Source organism: Desulfomonile tiedjei DSM 6799 (assembly GCF_000266945.1).
GTDB lineage: Bacteria > Desulfobacterota > Desulfomonilia > Desulfomonilales > Desulfomonilaceae > Desulfomonile > Desulfomonile tiedjei.
The window spans coordinates 2,558,019-2,574,173 of the sequence record NC_018025.1 but is presented as its reverse complement, the minus strand read 5'-3'; the positions used below and the strand labels follow the sequence as shown (position 1 = coordinate 2,574,173).

Here is a 16,155-nt window from a genome sequence, read left to right as displayed (position 1 = left end):
TGCACGAGAAAGGAGCCTGTCATGGAACCACTGCGAGGACTGATCTTCGGAATAGAGCGATTTGCCTTGCATGACGGTCCCGGGATCCGAACCCTCGTGTTTATGAAGGGCTGCCCCCTGAGATGCCTCTGGTGTTCTTCGCCTCAAACCCAAGAACCACACGCCCAAATCACCTATGATTACTCAGCCTGCCGGAAGTGCGGGGCCTGCGCTGCCTCCTGTCCGACACAAGCACTCACCTTTTCCCCTGACAGCGGTGTACGAGCAGATTTCACGCTATGCGACCGCTGCGACAAGTGCCTCACCGTCTGTCCCGGAAATGCACTGCAATTGATGGGGAGATGGCTGAGCACTGAAGATCTGTTCCGGGAGGTAACAAGAGACAGCGCCTTCTTCCGCAGGTCAAAGGGCGGGATCACAGTAGGCGGGGGCGAACCCACCTTCCAGCCGAGGTTCGTCTCGGAGTTCATGCGGCGATGCAAGGACAGCAACATACACACAGCTATGGAGACGTGTGGCTATTGCCCTTGGGAGAGCCTGGACAACATATTGGAGCACACCGATACGGTGTTCATGGATATCAAACACATGGACGACCGAGTCCACCGTCGGCTTACCGGTGTTTCCAATCGGTCGATCCGGGAAAACGCCCGCAAGGTTGCGCAGAAAAGACCCCTGATCGTAAGAATTCCTGTTGTGCCCGGGTTGAATGACTCGGAAGAAAACGTAAGGGCGACTGCAAAATTCGCGGCGCAACTCGGGAAGAACCTCCTAAGAATAGAGCTGCTGCCATACCACAAACTGGGATTGGGGAACTATGAGCGGCTTGGAAAGAATTACCAACTGACCGAAGTTGAACCTCCAAGTGATGAGCGCATGGAGCTGCTACGCAGCGCGACCGAGGGCTGTGGAATCCAGGTCCGGGTGGCGGGACGGGGTCTTTGAGTGAAACGAGACGAGGCAAGAATGCTCCACAAATCCTGCCGGTTGATCGGAGAGGGCAACAGCAAGCGGATCCACCACTTTGTCTCGAACTCCAGCATGAGACAGGGGAATAATCTGGTAAATTATGCTCATTACCGTAACCATTCAGTTACACGGGGTAGAGAAAATCTTAATTCTGCGATCACGTCCTTCCGACTTTATAAAATCCCCCCTACCCCCCTTTACTAAGGGGGGAATTGCAAGTTACTTCTTTGCCCCCCTTTAAAAAAGGGGGGTTGGGGCATAGGCGTTAAAATAACGTGCTTGATTCACCAAAATCCCCCTAACCCCCTTTAGAAAAGGGGGCGGAAAGCCAACTTCTGCTCCCCCCCTTTGGTAAAGGGGGGCGAGGGGGGATTTTTCTAACCCATTGATTTTGATATGGCTCCATTCTTATTTTAACGCCTATGGGGGGTTGGGGGGATTTGAATCGGACAAAACTCTTGCCAAATACTATGACTCATGGGAACGGGCTCCTCTGCCCTCCCGCAAGCATGGGTTTAGGGCGAGCGATGCGACTCTCGCTCTCCAGGCCATGGTCTGTTGGCGTCGCGAAGGACGAAAGCACTGCGCACACTTCCGTCAATCGTCCGATGTTCGTTCGATGATCGTAGCGACACCCTGGCCACCGCCCACACAGGCGTTCGCACATCCGAATCGTCCACCTTTTTGCTGTAATATGCGGGCGAGAGTTCCTACAAGCCGAATTCCTGTTGCTCCGAGAGCATGCCCCATAGCGATTCCTCCCCCCATGACATTGACCCTGTCCGGATCGAGTCCCAGTTCTTTGATGCAGTTGAGAGCCACAATAGAAAAGGCCTCGTTGATTTCCCAGTAGTCAATCTCGTCGGATCGGAGGCCCGCGCGTTGAAGGGCTTTCTTGCTTGCAGGCACAGGCCCCACGCCCATGACAGTGGGATCGACTCCCGCGAAGCCGATGGACCTGATCGTGGCTAATGGCCTGATTCCTTTTGCTTCTGCCGTCTCTTTCGCCATCAAAATCATGGATGAGGCTGCGGCGTTGAGCGGAGACGAATTTCCTGCAGTGATCTGATGATCCTTCTTGAATGCTGGCGGTAAACTTGCCAGGCCTTCAAGTGTCGTGTCTCCTCGCACCGCCTGGTCCGTCTTAACGGTGATGACCGAACCGTCAGCCTGTTCCGCCTCAATGGGAAAAATCTCCCCTTCAAAGAAACCTTCAGCCTGAGCCTCTGCTGCCAGTTGATGAGATCTCACAGCCCACTTGTCCATGTCCTCTCGGGTCAGACCGGTGCCGACAAACAACTTCTGAGCGGTCAACCCCATGTTGAGCGTGGTTGTCATGTCCCAATGCGAATACTCGGGCGCGGACAACAGAGCCAGGTTTGGGGAAATCAACCCTCGTCCGATAGTCATTTGCCCCATTGGAACCCTTGTCATGTGTTCCATCCCACCCACCATAACAATGTCGGCGTTGTTTGTTGCGATCTCGAGGAAACCCATGTGAATGGCGGCCATGGAAGAGCCACACTGCTGGTCCACGAATTTCGCGGCAAGTGTTTTGGGGAAATTGGCCAAGAAGATCGGAAGCCGACCTCCGTAGGCCCATTGTTCCCCAACCGCTGTCGCACAACCGACTATGAAGTCGTCGATCTCCTCAGGCTGGATGCCCGTTCTTCGCATCAGTTCCGGAAGCAGCCTGGCTAACAGCTCGTCGGCTCTGGTTTTAAAAAAAACGTCTCTGGCGGGATCGTTGGGTCGGGATCGGGATTGAGCGGTCCTGAGGTATCCTGCAATCACTGCGTCTCTCATCTATGGTCTCCTCGCACACGTGGTTTCTTCTTGTCATCGCGGATCATTAAATGGTGAGATGTCTTTCACGCGGGATAAAAAGTCCGGCCTGCCTCCACCATCTTCTTGAGAAGATTTGAGGGCTCAAAACGGGGCCCGAATTGTCTTTCAAGCTTGATCAGTGTCTCGTACACATTTGCAATGCCCCATTTGTCGGCATAGCGGAATATACCCCCTCGAAACGGAGGAAAACCGGTACCGTAGATCATCGCCAAATCCATATGCTGAGGCTCGTCGCATACACCTTCCTCGATTATGAGTGCGCCCTCGTTTATTGCCAGGGCAAGCATGGTATCTATGATCTCCTGATCGGATACGTTTTTGGGAGACACATGGTTGTCGCTCAAGTAGTTTTGTATTACGTCCAGAACCTTTTTGTTGGGAACCAGCTCATCACCGCCGTAGTCCATGTAGCCCATCCCGGTTTTCCTCCCATAGCATCCCGTTTGATAGATACTCTCCATGAGCGGGTGCATCTTGTACCTGGGACCCAGTCGTTGCTCGAAGGTCTTGTACACGTGATAGTTGATGTCAATACCCGTGAGGTCGGCCAGTTCAGCAGGCCCCATGGGCATGCCGAAATCTTTCATGGCATTTTCTATCCGGCTCCAGTCCACGCCGTCTGCCATAAGATAGACAGCTCCTCCCAATAAACCTCCAAGCTGTCTGGAAACGTAAAATCCAGGGGAATCATTGACTATCACGGGTATCTTCCCGATCGCTCGTGCAAACGCTACCGAAGTAGCCAACGTCAGGTCGGAAGTCTTTTGCGTACAGATGATTTCTAGAAGTTGCATCTGATGGGCAGGATTGAAGAAATGCAGACCGATCGCTCTTCCCTGGTCCTTCAGTATTGAGGCGATTTCGGCGATCGGCAACGCAGAGGTGTTGGTAGCAAACACGGCTTCCGTCTTACAGATCTCCTCGAGCTGCTTCCAGATGCTCTGCTTGATGTCCATGTTCTCGATCACCGCCTCGATAATCAAATCCGCTTCTTGCATGTCCTCAAGTGACGTGGTCACCCTCAATCGTTTGTCGAGGAGCGTTTCCAGTTCCGTTGGCAGCATCTTTTTCCGTTTTATGGCGTGCTCGAAGGTCTTCCGTACGGACGCGACACCCCGATCCACTGCTTCCTCGGTGATGTCCCAGAGAACAGCATCAAAGCCCCTGCGAAGCAAAAGGTTGACGATTCCCGAACCCATGACTCCGCCACCCAGCACCGCCACTTGTTTGGTGTCGGCCGGTTTCACGCGTGAAATTCGGGTTAGCCGGCCCGCGGCTCTGGTGTTGAGGAATATGCCGATAAGGTTTTTAGCCACGTCTGATAGTGCGCATTCAGCAAAGAGCTCCCCTTCTCGCCGAATATCTGCTTCAATGTCCGGTGACAGACCGTTTTCCAAGGCTTCGATCACTTTGAAAGGAGCGAGGTAGCCTTTGGCTTTCTTCTCGGCCTGAACTCTTGCTGCGCTGGTAACAGCTTTCAACTCGGCAGAACTGGGAAGGCGATTGTTCCGATTGCGGGTCCGGCTGCTTTCCAGCGATATTGTTCCTTCTGCAAGGTTGGTTGCTGCTGACAAGGCCACACGCAGGAAATGTTCCGGTTCAGTCACTTCGTCAATAAGGCCTCTGGAGAGCGCTGTTCGACTATCGATAGGATCGCCCACCGTCATCATCTCCAAGGCATCGTGCAAACCGACGAACCTGGGCAATCGTTGAGTGCCGCCGGCACCAGGGATGAGCCCCACTTTGACCTCGGGTTGACCCAATTGCACTCCGTGCAGCGCCACACGATAGTGGCAGGCCATAGCAAGCTCTAATCCTCCACCAAGCGCATTGCCGTTGATCGCTGCAATGACAGGCTTGGGCCCCAGTTCGATCTGGTGAAAGAATGCCGACATAGCCTCTACTCTAGGCAGCAGAGACTCCTTTTCCTTCAGCACGTATATTTCTGTAAGATCCGCGCCTGCGATGAAGTTCTTCCCTGTACCCGTCAGCACAATACCTTTGACGGTCGGGTCGTCGAATCCGCTGGAAACAGCTTCAGCCAGATCATCTACAAAGGACTGAGATAGCTGGTTTACCGGAGGGTTGTTCATGAAGAGGACCGCCACGTTATCCTGTACTTTCACATGTATGGTCATGAAATCAGTCTTCATATTCGTTCCTCTGTTGGGAAGCTCCCATTGGCGTTCAAAGCTGCTCGAGCAAACAACGTATGCACAAGCGACGGGCCGGCGTTGTGACGGGCTTTCTTCCACCATTTTTCCGGCCTTTCTTTCGAGAACCCGGATCGGTGTTTGGAAAGCACGAACTATGCCAAGGCCGGATTGCATCCTTAGTGAACTTCGTTACTGCAATGAGGCTTTGCCGCAGCAGTTGTACGTCTTCTACACGGAATTCTGAAATTCAAGAATGGCGGCAGATGGTTACAACGTGTAACATCACACCGTGACAAAGTGTTATGGCGGACAATGAGGAAATTAGCCCAGCCTGCGGACACCAGAGTCTGATACTCACAACCGATCTTCCCGAAAAAACTGCTAGTTGGGTCTCGATGAATTTGCCAAATGAGGCGTCACCTATGAACGGCGCATTTGCGGGACGGATTGAGCAGCCGACACCTTTGTATAAGTGTATTATGATATGTAGAATCATATTTTGATTCGGTCATTGACTGCTCTGCGTGGAGTCACGTCCTGAAATAGTTGACATAAGTCACGCGTAACGTGGCTTTTTGTTACTGGATCACTCCAAGACAGCCGTCCTTTTCGAACAACACTTGTTTTGCCTAACGCTGCGCGATAAAGCCCACTCAAATCCTGGTTTCCATTCCTTCAAACAAAACCAATCCATTAAACCTGGAAAAAATACCTGAAAAACCTGGGAATCCTCCTAGGTGTATTCTCCGTGTGAACGTGGTCCAATTCGACTACGACGAGTGAAAATCGCAGGAAATAATGCGATGGGCCAGGTTTCACGACAGAATGGAAGATTTTCGAGGGATCTCCCCCAAGTTTCCAGCAAAATACCCGGCCACAGCGGCAACCAAATCGAAGAGAACTTCATCAGTGACACCTAATCAAGGAGGAGACTCATGCCGGAGGATGCACCGACTAAGAAGGCAATCAGAAACGCAATTTTTGTAATGCTCGACACGCTCCCATTCAACTACCTGGGATGTTACGGAAACGACTGGATAAGCACGCCGAATTTGGATCGATTCGCCCGCAAGGGGATCTTATTTGAAAACGCCTACTCGGAGGGTCTTCCCACTATACCGGTAAGACGATCGTTGCTGACCGGTCGTTTCACCCTACCTTTCGGCGGATGGAAGCCTTTGGGCCTTGAGGACACAACGATTACCGATATCTTGTGGGGCCGCAATGTTCAGACGGCTCTCATTTACGACTCTCCACCACTTCGCTTACCGAAATACGGCTATTCCCGTGGATTCGATTACGTCAAGTTTTGCAGCGGTCACGAACTGGACCATGAAACCTTTTACCACGAACCGCTCGATCCATGCATGAAACCCGAAAGCTATATTTCGCCCACCATGCTGTACGATGAAAACGGTAATTTGAGAGATCAGATGAGTTCAGCCCTGCTGCGTGAAATAGAGTGCTATCTGAAGATCAGACAGCATTGGCGCAGCGATGCGGACAATTATATCGCCGTGGTGGCGAGAGAGGCAGAAAAGTGGCTCAGATTCGAGCGCAATCCTAAGAGGCCTTTTTTCTTATGGATCGATTCATTCGATCCTCACGAGCCCTGGGATCCGCCCTCTGTCTGGGATCCGGATCTCAAGTGTCCTTATGACCCTGATTATGAAGGCAATCCGTTGGTGCTGGCACCCTGGAGCGATGTGAAAGGTCGTATCACCGAGCGTGAATGCCAACATGTCCGAGCCCTCACAGCAGAGAAGATCACCGTAGTAGATAAATGGATCGGTAAGCTACTGGATCAAATACAACAGATGGGGCTTATGGAGGACACTCTCATTGTCATCTGTTCAGATCACGGTCAGCCCATGGGTGAAGGCGAACACGGTCATGGAATCATGCGTAAGAGCAGACCTTGGCCATACGAGGAGCTGGTTCACATTCCACTCATGATGCAGGTACCAGGAGTCAAAGGCGGACGCAGAATTAGAAGCTTCGTCCAAAACACAGACATCATGCCCACTATTTTGGATGCACTTGGCTATCTGGATGAAGAGGCTCTCCGGGAAGCAGGTCATGAAGGAATCAGAACTTTCGGCACGATGGATATTCAGGGCTCCAGCCTGTTACCAATCGCTTACGGTGAAAAGGACCGGGTGCGGGACTATGCCATCGCCGGCTACTACGGGATGTCGTGGTCACTTATAACCGACGACTACACATATATCCACTGGCTAAAAGACCAAGAATCCCTGTCTATCTCGGAGATGCACAAAGTCTTCTATGACGACGCTTTGGGTGGAGGCAACGCAGGAAAGCAGTCGGCAAAAGTCGAAGTGAAGGAAGAAATGTGGACCTGCACTCCCGGAGCGGAAGTAGTGTTACCGGCGAAGGATGAACTTTACGACAGGAATTCCGATCCGTTTCAGCTAAATAACATCATCGAAGACAAACCTGAAATCGGCAAGGAACTCTTGCAGCAGTTAAAAGCAATTATCGGCGAGCTGCGCACTTCGTAATTTGTTGAGACCGAGGGCTGTGACACCCGGCCCTCGGCATTAAATTCTGCCCGGAGTGGAGTGAATCATGTTTACGGCTATTCAAGATATGGATTTCAGATCGACCGTCCAGAGTCTGGAAACCGGAGTAATCATATTTGTAAAGAAACTCTGTCCACACTGCAAAAATATGCTGAAGGTGCTCGAAAAGTTCCAAGCGATAATCCCGGGGGTCCCTGTTTTCACGGTGGATAGCGAGGAATGTCCTAACTCCATGGATTTGGCAGGAGTGGAACGAGTTCCGACAGTGTGTGTGGTCAAGAAGGGTGAAATTTCGGCTCAGAAAAATGGGTTAATGAACCCCCGAGAAATGGCTGCTTTTTACGAAGCCGCTTAGAACGGTACCGATGAAAAGAGGGTTCAGATGAAAGAAGTCCGTCCATTCGATGTTTTGATACTTGGGGGCGGCATTGCCGGGATGACTGCCGCAATTTATCTCTCAAGAGCACGGGTTAAGACTGCGATCCTGGAAAAGAGTATTTGCGGAGGATTGTGCAATTACACATACATGGTCGAAAACTTTCCTTCGTACATCTCCATTCATGGCATGGACCTGATGCAAAAGGTTCGCGACCATGTAGATCACCTCGGGGTGTCTATCGAGGAAGTTTGCATGATCCAGTCCATGGATATTTCCGGCACAGAGAAAATTATCGAGAGTGATGACGCCATATATCACGGAAAAGCTCTCATCGTAGCCACCGGTCGCAAGCCGATTCCCCTGAGTCTCCCGGAATGTGAGCAAGTTCATTATTGCTCGATATGCGACGGATTTCCTTATGCCGGCAAGCGCGTCCTCGTTTTGGGAGGTGGAAATAGCGGCTTTGATGAGAGTCTCTACCTCATGAGAATCGGCATTTCTCATCTCACGCTCATTGAGGTCGCTGATCGCTTTTTTGCAGCCAAAACCGTTCAAGACGAGTTGCTTCACAACAAAAACGTCGAGGCTCGAACAAATACCAGAGTGGTCGACTTAATCCTCGAAAACAAGAAACTGAAAGAGGTCGTAATTGAAAACGTCGTAACAGGTGTAAGCGAGACCATACCGGTGGACGGGATCTTTGCGTTTTTAGGTCAGAAACCTGAAACGGATTTCCTGAAAGGAATAGTTAACCTGGACGACGACGGTTATGTGTTGGTCGGCGAAGATATGAGCACAAACATCCCTGGCGTGTACTCTGCCGGAGACCTCAATCGTAAACGATATCGACAACTGACCACGGCCATGAACGATGGGACGATTGCCGCATTGACATGCGAGCGATACATAAGCTCCGACCGGTGTTAAATCCAAGAGACGATAGCACTAACGGATAACCCCAGGGTAATCAAATGGATACGAGCATACTTGTACGAATTTTCGATACCGATACTGTCAAACTTGAAGAGACTGAGTCAGCCTTGCGGAAGAGTCTCAAAGCCTACGGAGTTCAAGACTTTGAGATTCAGCCTATCTCCTGTTTTCTCGAAATACAGAGACATAACAAAATCGATTATGTGCCTGTTTTAGAGGTCAACGGACTGACAATCAGCGTCAGAAAACCGATCACCAGGGCAATGCTGGAAGATTGTTCAGCCAGACTTGCGAGGTGGCAAGTGCTCAACAACGGGGATGTAAACGCACCAGGAACATAACGGCAGCTCATAGGCGCTAACTTTCTTCCAATTCTTTGTCTCAAAGGGACTGAAGAAAATAGCCCGGTAGTTCATTGCCGGGAATTCGTGTATCAGACGTCCCTCCGGGACTCGAAAATCTTTTTGTTTTCTCTTAACCGCTTAACCGGCGATGAATCGCCGGCCTATTTTCACTTGTTCCTTCGGAACAACGAACAAAGAAACACTCTAAGTCAGCGCCTATGCAACGGCAAGCTACTTAGTGAACCCTTCCCGTTAAGCACTGTTCGAAGCGGAGCCGAGTCATTTCGGTGAAGGGGATTCCTGCGCCCAGATCATCACGAGCCACATGAAGTGTATTGTAGAAGGAGCCGAACATGTCACAAGAGGCAGCGATTACTGTTGAAAAGCAGATATTTCCCAAGGCTTCGACCGAAGGGAAGATCATTAATAACTACTTTGACGGACTTGAAGTGACCGGAGTCCACAAGTTCATCTTCTATATCATTATGATGGCGTATTTCTTCGAGCAACTGGACAATTGGAACTTCGGTTTCATTGCTCCTGCTCTTCAAGAGTCCTGGCATTTGAAGATGACAGATATTGCGACGATTGTCTTCTGGTATTTCATAGGAATGACTTCCGGCGGTTTTCTTGGAGGGGTCATTTCAGATTTTATCGGGCGTCGTAAGACTTTTCTGGCCTCGATACTTATTTTTTCCGTTGCATCGGTAGCGAACGGACTTACCAATGACTTCACGATTTTCATAATTTCCCGTTCCCTCACAGGATTCGGGGTGTTCTGCCTTATGGTGACTTCTCAGGCCTATATCGCAGAAATGGCACCCGCAGAATCACGAGGTAAATGGCAGGGTCGCGTGGCTGGGGTAGGATTCTGCGCAGTGCCGGTAATCGCTTTTTTGTGCAGACTGATCATACCGATGGGGCCTGATGCGTATCGGATAATCTTTTACATAGGAGGATGCGGCCTCATAGGTTTCTTCCTCGGATTGAAATATCTGAAAGAATCGCCCAGATGGCTTGTGGCTCAAAAAAGATTGCCCGAGGCTGAAGAAGTTATGGAATTCATAACTCACCGCAAAATAGACCTTTCAGAAGCAGCCACTAAGGTCCCACCCAGAGAGAGAATGTCCGAAGTTCTGTATGGGATGTTTACAAAGAGTTATATCGTACGTACCCTGCTGCTCATTCTGCTGTTCATAACAATTACACCGGCCACTTTCACCCTGACGACGTGGACCACCCAATTGCTGAAAATGAAAGGCTTTACTGTGGCGGATAGCCTTACGGCATCGACCATCATCAGCATTGGCGTGCCCGTGGGTTGTTTCCTTGCATCGTTTGTCTCGGACCTCGGTGGACGCAAAATTCCGCTGCTATGTCTGGGAGCGCTTTGTGCAGCATTTGCATTTGTTTTTGCTCACTTGGATTCTTTCACCCTGCTGGTGGGTTTTGGATTCCTTTTTAATGTTTTCATCATGGCAGTCAGTTTTGTTTTGTTCTCCTACACGGCGGAATCGTACCCCACAAAGATGCGGAATACCGCAACGGGGTTCCACAATGGATTGGCTCGACTTTCAGTTTCGGCGGCTCAGCCGGTAATCCCAATCATCCATAAGGTTGCAGGTTTTTCCGGAGTTTTCAATGCAGTAGGGATTCTCTTCGTATTGCCGATTATCCCTGTCCTTCTGTGGGGCTTGCGTACCGGCGGCAAGTCCTTGGAGGACATTAAATAAACTCGCTGTCGATGCGTTCCCAATTTGTGAGGAGGCTTTCTTGGGCCTCCTCAATGGCTTGAATTCCAGCAAGAAAGATGTAATACCATTCCGCAGTTACGCACAAAAGATGGCGAAGGCCGGGGTGTCCTGAGCGCAGTGATTAGACGGCTCTGCGTCGTCCGGAGCGAAGGATATTTCCAGCCTCCCGGATTATGAAAAGAAAAGCGAATAGTATAAGCTTTTTTCGGGCGAGCACGGAAACACCGGGGCAACAGTCTTTGCAACAAAGGCACTCTCTTGCAACCAAAAAGTTCATTGCGTTGTGTTCATCGAACCGATACTGAAGCTTCAGAAGCTGCCGTAAATGAGTGGATTACGCCATTCCTTCGTGTCGTGGCGATCATGACGGTTTTGCTGAGCCTCTCCGGCGCGCCGGATGCGGAGTCTGGCTCTGATATCAACCATGCCCGGCGGCTTGTGATTCTGTATTCCGAACCTCTCGATTTTCCGGCCACGGAAATGGCTGAGCAAGGTATTCGAGAGGTAATCTCAAGAAATACTGACCTCAACATTCAACTGTTCGTCGAGTACCTCGATCTTACCAGATTTAGAGACTCAAACCAGAGAAAGGCTCTGGTGGAACTTCTGCGCCATCGATACGCGGATTCCGCAACAGACGTGGTCATCAGCTTCGATGTTCCTGCTTCCAATTTCTTGATAGAGAATTCGGAGGAAGTCTTTCCGAATACGCCCGTGGTCATGTGCGCAATTCCCCAGGAACTTGGGAACAGGCTCGAGACTTCGCCACTCCGAAAAAGGTCCACCTGCGTGCTGGAGCCGACTAATGGAACCGTGCTCATTCATGCAGCACTCTCTCTCATGCCGGACACGAAAAACGCAGTCTTGATCTCCGGAGCATTCGAAAATGACGAAATTCGTTCTCTGGATCTGCGAAAGTCTTTGGAGGCTTTTCGGGGGAAGATTTCCATAACCGACCTATCAGGTCTTTCTATTGGAGGTCTCCTTGAAAGAGTAAGAAAACTGCCGGCAGACTCTGTAGTTTTCTTCACAACTTTTTTCGTAGACTCGAAAGGCAGAAGCTTCATTCCTCGGGATGTAATCAAACTCATATCCAGTGAAGCGAGCTTCCCCGTTTTCGCTCCTTACGAATCGTACCTTGGCCATGGGATAGTCGGCGGGCCGCTGACCAGCTTTCGGCTACAGGGCCGCAGGGCTGCAGAAATGGCTATTCAAATCCTCCGCGGTAAACCGGCCGGCGAAATCCCCTTTGATTTCGGCTCCAGCACTATGGTCGACGCTTATGACTGGCGCCAGCTTCGCAGGTGGAACATTAACGAAAGTGACCTTCCGCACGGGAGTGAAATTCGATACCGTCAACTCTCTATTTGGGAGCTCTACCGAGCCCAGGCGATAGCAGTAATCACTCTCATTGCTCTTGAATCCCTCCTGATTGTTACACTTTTTGTCAATCTTCAAAAACGCAAAAGGGCTGAAATGTCACTCCTGGAAAGTCGTCAAGATCTCAGAACGCTTGCCGGAAGACTCATTTCATCGTAAGAAGAGGAGTTGAGCAGACTTTCCCGCGAGTTTCACGATGACATTGTGCAAAGGCTTGCGGCCGTAGCCATCGAGGCTGGGACACTGGAAATCCGGGGAAGCGGAATCGAGGAATCGGCACAAAAGAAGATCGGTTCCATGAAGGACCAATTGATCGCACTTTCTGAAGACGTGCATGCCCTATCGAGACAAATCCATCCATCAATACTGAAAGATCTTGGCTTGGTTAGAGCCGTGACATCTCTTTGCGTACGCTTTTTCGACCGGGAAGACATTCCTGTAGATTTCGATCACGAAAATGTCCCTGACTTTATCCGAGAAGATGCTGCTTTGTGTGTCTATCGAGTCATCCAGGAGAGCTTGAGAAACGTAGCGAAGCATGCGAAAGCCAAACGAGTAAGTATTTTTCTTCGAAGTTTGGACGGACACCTGGTTCTTACCATAAAAGACGATGGCATCGGATTCGTTCCGCAGGGTGTACGTCAGACTCCTGGCATAGGCCTCGCAAGTATGAGAGAACGAGTGGACTACATAAACGGCAAGCTCAGTGTCTGCTCCGAGCCGGGCATGGGAACGGTGATCGAGCTTTCAGCGCCCTTGGAAGGAGGAACGCATGAGACGTGCAAGAGTGCTCCTGGCAGATGACCACCGCATTGTGGCTGAAGGCTTAAAGAGTATCCTGGAACCCGAGTTCGAACTCGTAGGCATCGTTGAGGACGGCCGAACACTGGTCGAGGCTGTGGAAAAACTCCAGCCCGATGTCGTGGTGGCAGATGTTTCCATGCCACTGCTTAACGGCATCGAAGCGATGCGCCAATTCAAGAAGAAGTATAAGAACATCGCGGTGGTTATTTTGACCATGCACACGGATGTCATGTATGCTGCGGAGGCATTCGAGGCCGGAGCATCGGGATACGTTCTGAAGCATTCTGCTTCTTCGGAACTAGTGACTGCTGTTTCCAACGCATACAGAGGTCGAACCTATATAACACCTCTCTTGGCAGGAAGCCTGCTACAGTTTCACAAGCAGAAATCCCAGGAGCCCTTTGACGAAAGCACCAGACTGACGGGACGTCAACGTGAGGTCCTGCAATTGATTGCGGAAGGTCACAGTGTCAAAGAAATCGCTTCGATTTTAGGTATTTCCCCGAAGACTGTTGAATTCCATAAATACAGCATGATGGAGAGTCTCGGCCTGAAGACTTCCGTAGAGTTGGTCCGCTACGCAGTTAAGCATGGTATTGTCGACAAATAGCTTCCAATTTCGAGGAGTCGCTCTTCACACAGCGATTGTCAAAATTTCTGGCGTTTGTTCCGCGTTCAAAGACAACCTATTAGTGGAGACCGGCGTCCCTGCCGGTCTATTATATCGATATCATTGACTATGTGGAAGATGCGCCGGCACGGAGGCCGGCACCCACCAATATTCCTAATCTTCAATCGGACACTAATTTTGGCATCCTTAGTAATCCGCTATTACTTTAGAGAATCGTCATAAAACAGGGTTGGTTCTATTTCGAATCGATAATTTCACCGACAGATCGTCCTGAAACTCGATATGTGTTCCTGTTCTCTCCCGTTGATGCCTGCTACTGCAAATTCAGGAGCCTTGCGTCTCCGCATGGGAACGTGTAACAATTGCACATAAATCTGAAACAGAGCCGAGTGACAGGCTTGGCGACCGACCGATGCAAACACCCCACAACACGCTCTCTGAGCTTCTTGAAGTCTTCGGTTCCGTAACGGACATTGTGCCGGACGGAATCATTGTCGTTTTACCGTCTGGAACGGTGGCGTACGCAAACAGAGCTGCAGCCAGATTCCTGGGAAGCTCCCAAGAGGAGCTGGTAAAGTGCCATGCCCGGGACATTCAACGTTCACTCTGGGACGACATGTCGAAGATCTTCCAGGACGGGACTCCACAGCTCGGAGTCCGCAGTTCCATCGGAGGCAAGCTTTATATAACCAATCATCTGCCTCTGCGTTTCAAAACCGGAATTGAAGGAGTAGTCTCTTTTTTTCAAGCAGTGTTCGTGTACGATAAGTACGCCATGGAACTGGAATCGTACAGAGAAATGGCGCAACTTCTGGATTCGATCATGGAATCCTCGTACGACGGCCTGTGGATCACGGACAGGCAGGGTAACGTGGTAAAGCTCAATAAAGCTGCCGAACGGATCACCGGATGCAAGACCGACGACATCCTCGGACGGAACGTCGCCGAGCTTGTCGCGAACGGGTACGTAGACGAATCGGTCACCATGGAGGTGCTCAAGCGAAAAACCACTGTAACTCTGGTGCAGACTACGAAAGCGGATAAGAGAGTGCTCGCCACCGGCAACCCGATACTCAATTCCAAAGGGGAAATTGATGTCATCATCATAAACGATCGTGACATAACAGAACTCGATCGCATCCGCCGTGAACTGGACGAGAGTAAAGCTCTGGTCGATCAATACCGAAGCGAGCTGCTGGACTTTCAGCTTCGAGACCTCGAGAGCAACTTTTTCGTATGCCGCAGCCGGGAGATGGAATCAATCTATGAAAGGGCACTCAGAGTGGCCCGATTCGATTCCACTGTCCTGATTAATGGAGAATCGGGCGTGGGGAAAGGCCAGTTGGCAAAACTCATCCACCACAAGTCCGAACGATCGGAAGGGCCATTCGTCAGGGTTGATTGCGCAGCAATCGTAGACACGTTATTTGAGTCAGAGCTGTACGGATATGAAAAAGGCGCTTTTACCGGGGCCGGAGCAAAAGGAAAACCGGGACTGGTGGAAATGGCCGAGGGCGGTACCTTATTTTTCGACGAGATATCCGAAGCTCCACTGGGTCAGCAGGTGAAATTGCTGCGTTTCCTCGACGAGAAATGTATCATGCGTGTGGGAGGGTCGACTGTTCGGGCTGTCGATACCAGAGTCATAGCAGCCACAAACAGAGATCTGGCTGAACAAGTAAAGAAGAATCTTTTTAGAGAAGACCTGTTCTACCGGTTGAACGTAGTATCTCTGACAGTTCCGCCTCTGAGAGGCCGCACACAGGACATCCTGGATCTGATAACCTTTTTCACCAGGAAGTTCAGGTCCAAGCACGGCATTGATAGATCCATAGACAGTGAAGCCCTCGATGCACTGCTCCACTACGAATACCCCGGAAATGTGCGAGAACTTGAAAACATTGTCGAATCAGCAATGGTTCTGAGTAGAAGAGATGTGGTCACCTTGAACGAGCTTCCACCATCAGTACGCGGACATGCCGATCCCGGCCGTTTAAAGAACGCCATTGAACAGGGCTCTCTAAAGAAGGCGATAGACCAATTAGAGCTGGAGCACATTGCAGAAGCTGTCCGTAAGTACGGTTCCCAGCAGAAAGCAGCACCGCACCTGGGCATCAATCAATCGACAATTTCGCGCAAGATGAAGAAATATTTGGGAAGTTGAGCGTCCGCGTACGAGAGAGATGCGGCCGAACGATCAATGCACCTATGCATCATTCAATGCATTTCTGCATAATCAAGCTCCTATCTGCAAAATAAGCCGTCCTTCCACAGCGCCTATGCAATATTGCATCGGTTACGGCTACAGGAAAGTAGAAATTGTAGACTAGAATCCTGACGCATCCACCCCCACTAATATCAAATATCTCCAATCACTCCAACCACTTGCGTTTTCTTTCTGCCGATATTCGTCC

General features: G+C 50.5%; 12 protein-coding genes. 10 read left to right on the top strand and 2 right to left on the bottom strand.

What is annotated here, in order from left to right:
* The first annotated feature begins 21 nt into the window (after nucleotides 1-21).
* Nucleotides 22-945: a glycyl-radical enzyme activating protein gene (locus DESTI_RS10730; protein ID WP_014809981.1), complete on the top strand. Its 924-nt coding sequence runs from the start codon at nucleotides 22-24 to the stop codon at nucleotides 943-945.
* A gap of 621 nt (nucleotides 946-1,566) precedes the next feature.
* Here DESTI_RS10730 and DESTI_RS10725 read toward each other — a convergent pair.
* On the bottom strand, nucleotides 1,567-2,775 hold the full coding sequence (locus tag DESTI_RS10725; protein ID WP_014809979.1) for an acetyl-CoA C-acetyltransferase: 1,209 nt from the start codon (nucleotides 2,773-2,775) through the stop codon (nucleotides 1,567-1,569).
* A gap of 65 nt (nucleotides 2,776-2,840) precedes the next feature.
* Complete coding sequence (locus DESTI_RS10720; RefSeq protein WP_014809978.1) at nucleotides 2,841-4,970, bottom strand: 3-hydroxyacyl-CoA dehydrogenase NAD-binding domain-containing protein; 2,130 nt, start codon at nucleotides 4,968-4,970, stop codon at nucleotides 2,841-2,843.
* Nucleotides 4,971-5,908: 938 nt separating this feature from the next.
* On the opposite strand from DESTI_RS10720, the gene DESTI_RS10715 reads away from it, so the two are divergent.
* The 9 genes from DESTI_RS10715 to DESTI_RS10675 all read left to right on the top strand — a co-directional run bounded on the left by DESTI_RS10715 (nucleotide 5,909) and on the right by DESTI_RS10675 (nucleotide 15,905).
* Complete coding sequence (locus tag DESTI_RS10715) at nucleotides 5,909-7,495, top strand: sulfatase (protein ID WP_014809977.1); 1,587 nt, start codon at nucleotides 5,909-5,911, stop codon at nucleotides 7,493-7,495.
* A 67-nt stretch (nucleotides 7,496-7,562) separates the two neighbouring features.
* Nucleotides 7,563-7,871 (top strand): thioredoxin family protein, encoded by a 309-nt coding sequence (locus DESTI_RS10710; protein ID WP_014809976.1) that lies wholly within the window; start codon nucleotides 7,563-7,565, stop codon nucleotides 7,869-7,871.
* A 27-nt stretch (nucleotides 7,872-7,898) separates the two neighbouring features.
* Nucleotides 7,899-8,822 (top strand): NAD(P)/FAD-dependent oxidoreductase, encoded by a 924-nt coding sequence (locus tag DESTI_RS10705; RefSeq protein ID WP_014809975.1) that lies wholly within the window; start codon nucleotides 7,899-7,901, stop codon nucleotides 8,820-8,822.
* Between the two features lie 44 nt (nucleotides 8,823-8,866).
* Nucleotides 8,867-9,169 carry a hypothetical protein gene (locus DESTI_RS10700; RefSeq protein ID WP_014809974.1) on the top strand — a complete coding sequence of 101 codons (303 nt, stop codon included), beginning with the start codon at nucleotides 8,867-8,869 and terminating at the stop codon, nucleotides 9,167-9,169.
* A gap of 356 nt (nucleotides 9,170-9,525) precedes the next feature.
* Nucleotides 9,526-10,905, top strand: a complete 1,380-nt coding sequence (locus DESTI_RS10695) for an MFS transporter (protein ID WP_014809973.1) — start codon at nucleotides 9,526-9,528, stop codon at nucleotides 10,903-10,905.
* Between the two features lie 384 nt (nucleotides 10,906-11,289).
* Complete coding sequence (locus tag DESTI_RS10690; RefSeq protein ID WP_041286124.1) at nucleotides 11,290-12,465, top strand: ABC transporter substrate-binding protein; 1,176 nt, start codon at nucleotides 11,290-11,292, stop codon at nucleotides 12,463-12,465.
* Nucleotides 12,466-12,474: 9 nt separating this feature from the next.
* The gene (locus DESTI_RS10685) at nucleotides 12,475-13,110 is read left to right on the top strand and encodes a sensor histidine kinase (protein WP_041286122.1); all 636 of its coding nucleotides are present in this window, start codon (nucleotides 12,475-12,477) and stop codon (nucleotides 13,108-13,110) included.
* Nucleotides 13,079-13,720 carry a response regulator gene (locus DESTI_RS10680; protein ID WP_014809972.1) on the top strand — a complete coding sequence of 214 codons (642 nt, stop codon included), beginning with the start codon at nucleotides 13,079-13,081 and terminating at the stop codon, nucleotides 13,718-13,720. The genes DESTI_RS10685 and DESTI_RS10680 overlap by 32 nt, the downstream gene beginning before the upstream one ends.
* Nucleotides 13,721-14,153: 433 nt before the next feature.
* On the top strand, nucleotides 14,154-15,905 hold the full coding sequence (locus tag DESTI_RS10675) for a sigma-54-dependent Fis family transcriptional regulator (protein WP_014809971.1): 1,752 nt from the start codon (nucleotides 14,154-14,156) through the stop codon (nucleotides 15,903-15,905).
* The last annotated feature ends 250 nt before the right edge of the window (nucleotides 15,906-16,155 follow it).

Bases quoted from the DNA above. Each gene is read 5' to 3' on its own strand.
- DESTI_RS10730 (WP_014809981.1), top strand. From the start codon at position 22: ATGGAACCACTGCGAGGACTGATCTTCGGAATAGAGCGATTTGCCTTG.
- DESTI_RS10725 (WP_014809979.1), bottom strand. From the start codon at position 2,775: ATGAGAGACGCAGTGATTGCAGGATACCTCAGGACCGCTCAATCCCGA.
- DESTI_RS10720 (WP_014809978.1), bottom strand. From the start codon at position 4,970: ATGAAGACTGATTTCATGACCATACATGTGAAAGTACAGGATAACGTG.
- DESTI_RS10715 (WP_014809977.1), top strand. From the start codon at position 5,909: ATGCCGGAGGATGCACCGACTAAGAAGGCAATCAGAAACGCAATTTTT.
- DESTI_RS10710 (WP_014809976.1), top strand. From the start codon at position 7,563: ATGTTTACGGCTATTCAAGATATGGATTTCAGATCGACCGTCCAGAGT.
- DESTI_RS10705 (WP_014809975.1), top strand. From the start codon at position 7,899: ATGAAAGAAGTCCGTCCATTCGATGTTTTGATACTTGGGGGCGGCATT.
- DESTI_RS10700 (WP_014809974.1), top strand. From the start codon at position 8,867: ATGGATACGAGCATACTTGTACGAATTTTCGATACCGATACTGTCAAA.
- DESTI_RS10695 (WP_014809973.1), top strand. From the start codon at position 9,526: ATGTCACAAGAGGCAGCGATTACTGTTGAAAAGCAGATATTTCCCAAG.
- DESTI_RS10690 (WP_041286124.1), top strand. From the start codon at position 11,290: ATGACGGTTTTGCTGAGCCTCTCCGGCGCGCCGGATGCGGAGTCTGGC.
- DESTI_RS10680 (WP_014809972.1), top strand. From the start codon at position 13,079: ATGAGACGTGCAAGAGTGCTCCTGGCAGATGACCACCGCATTGTGGCT.
- DESTI_RS10675 (WP_014809971.1), top strand. From the start codon at position 14,154: ATGCAAACACCCCACAACACGCTCTCTGAGCTTCTTGAAGTCTTCGGT.